The 1,372-nt window shown below is 62.8% G+C and carries 2 protein-coding genes; both read left to right on the top strand.

Annotated features, from left to right (window positions below):
• Window positions 1-735: IS66 family transposase (tnpC, locus tag AC58D2_RS20590; protein ID WP_497392891.1), on the top strand; the 735-nt coding region annotated here is incomplete at its 5' end.
• On the top strand, window positions 690-1,343 hold the full coding sequence (locus AC58D2_RS20585) for a plasmid pRiA4b ORF-3 family protein (RefSeq protein ID WP_497392890.1): 654 nt from the start codon (window positions 690-692) through the stop codon (window positions 1,341-1,343). The genes tnpC and AC58D2_RS20585, both read left to right, overlap by 46 nt.
• Window positions 1,344-1,372: the final 29 nt, after the last annotated feature.

Below are 1,372 nucleotides of genomic sequence, written 5' to 3'. Positions count from 1 at the left end.
TCGGGCGCCGCCACCCCGGCGCTCGCCTGGTATCGGTTCACCCCCGATCGCAGCGGCATCCATCCGCAGAGCGAGCTGGGGTCATTCACCGGCCTTCTCCAAGCCGACGGCTATGCCGGATATGATAAACTCTACCAGGAGGGCCGCATCCAGGAGGTCGCCTGCTGGGCCCATTTCCGCCGCAAGATATTCGAGTGCCACCAGACGAGCCCGACGCCACTCACCACAGACCTGCTCGATCGCATCGCCGGGCTTTACCGGATCGAGGAGGACGTCCGCGGCCAGCCGCCTGATGTCCGGCGCCGACACCGGCAAGAGCAAGCAATGCCAAAGATCGACGCGCTTCGTGGCGTGATCGACGACGCCCTGCGCCGCCTATCGCCCAAGTCGGCGATGGCAAAGGCGCTCGCCTATGGTCGCAAGCGCTGGGACGCGCTGACCCGCTACATCGACGAGGGCATGGCGGAGATCGACAACAATATCGCCGAGCGCGCCATCCGAGCGATCGCGATCGGGCGCAAGAACTGGCTGTTCGCCGGATCGAAGGCCGGCGGCGAACGCGCCGCCGCCATCTACTCCGTCATCGAGACGGCCAAGCTCAATGGCGTCGAGCCGCAGGCCTATATTGCCGATGTCATCGAGAAGATCGCCTCAGGCTGGCCCGCCTCCCGCTGGGACGAGCTCATGCCGTGGAACTGGACAGCACAGACCGCACCCGTATGCATGGCGGCATGACCGATCAGATCGCCCGGATTCGCATAACGCTCGAAGACATGAAGCCCGCCATCTGGCGCCGTGTCGAACTTCCCGTCACCAACAGCCTCAAGACCCTGCACCTCGCGATCCAGGCCTGCATGCTCTTCGAGAACTACCATCTGTTCCAGTTCGACATTGGCGATGCCGCCTATGGCATCCGCTTCGATGATGACGATGCTTTCATGGTCCGCACCCGCGACGCCGCCCATATGCGCATCAACAAGCTCGTCGAGCGCGGCATAACCAGCTTCACCTACACCTATGATTTCGGCGACAACTGGCGACATCGTATCGAGATCGAAGAGATCTCATCCACCATTCCCGGCACCAATTACCCCCGCTTCGTCGATGGCGAACGGCGAGCCCCGCCCGAAGATGTCGGTGGCACACCAGGGTTCGAAGAGTTCCTTGAGGCCATGTCCAAGCCGCGTCATCCCGAACGCAAATCCATGATCGAATGGTATGGCCGACCCTTCGACCCCGCCGATATCAGCCCCGACGAGATCAGCGCACGCATGGCAAAGCTCGCCAAGCGAAGGGCGCAGGGAAAAGCCGCCTACGCCGACGCTAAATCCCGCGACAGCTAATCGATGGCGGTTTCCTGACCACGCTTACG

Source organism: Sphingopyxis sp. CR5, assembly GCF_059693785.1.
Note: the sequence above shows the minus strand (reverse complement) of the source record. Positions and strands in the feature narration are given on the sequence as shown.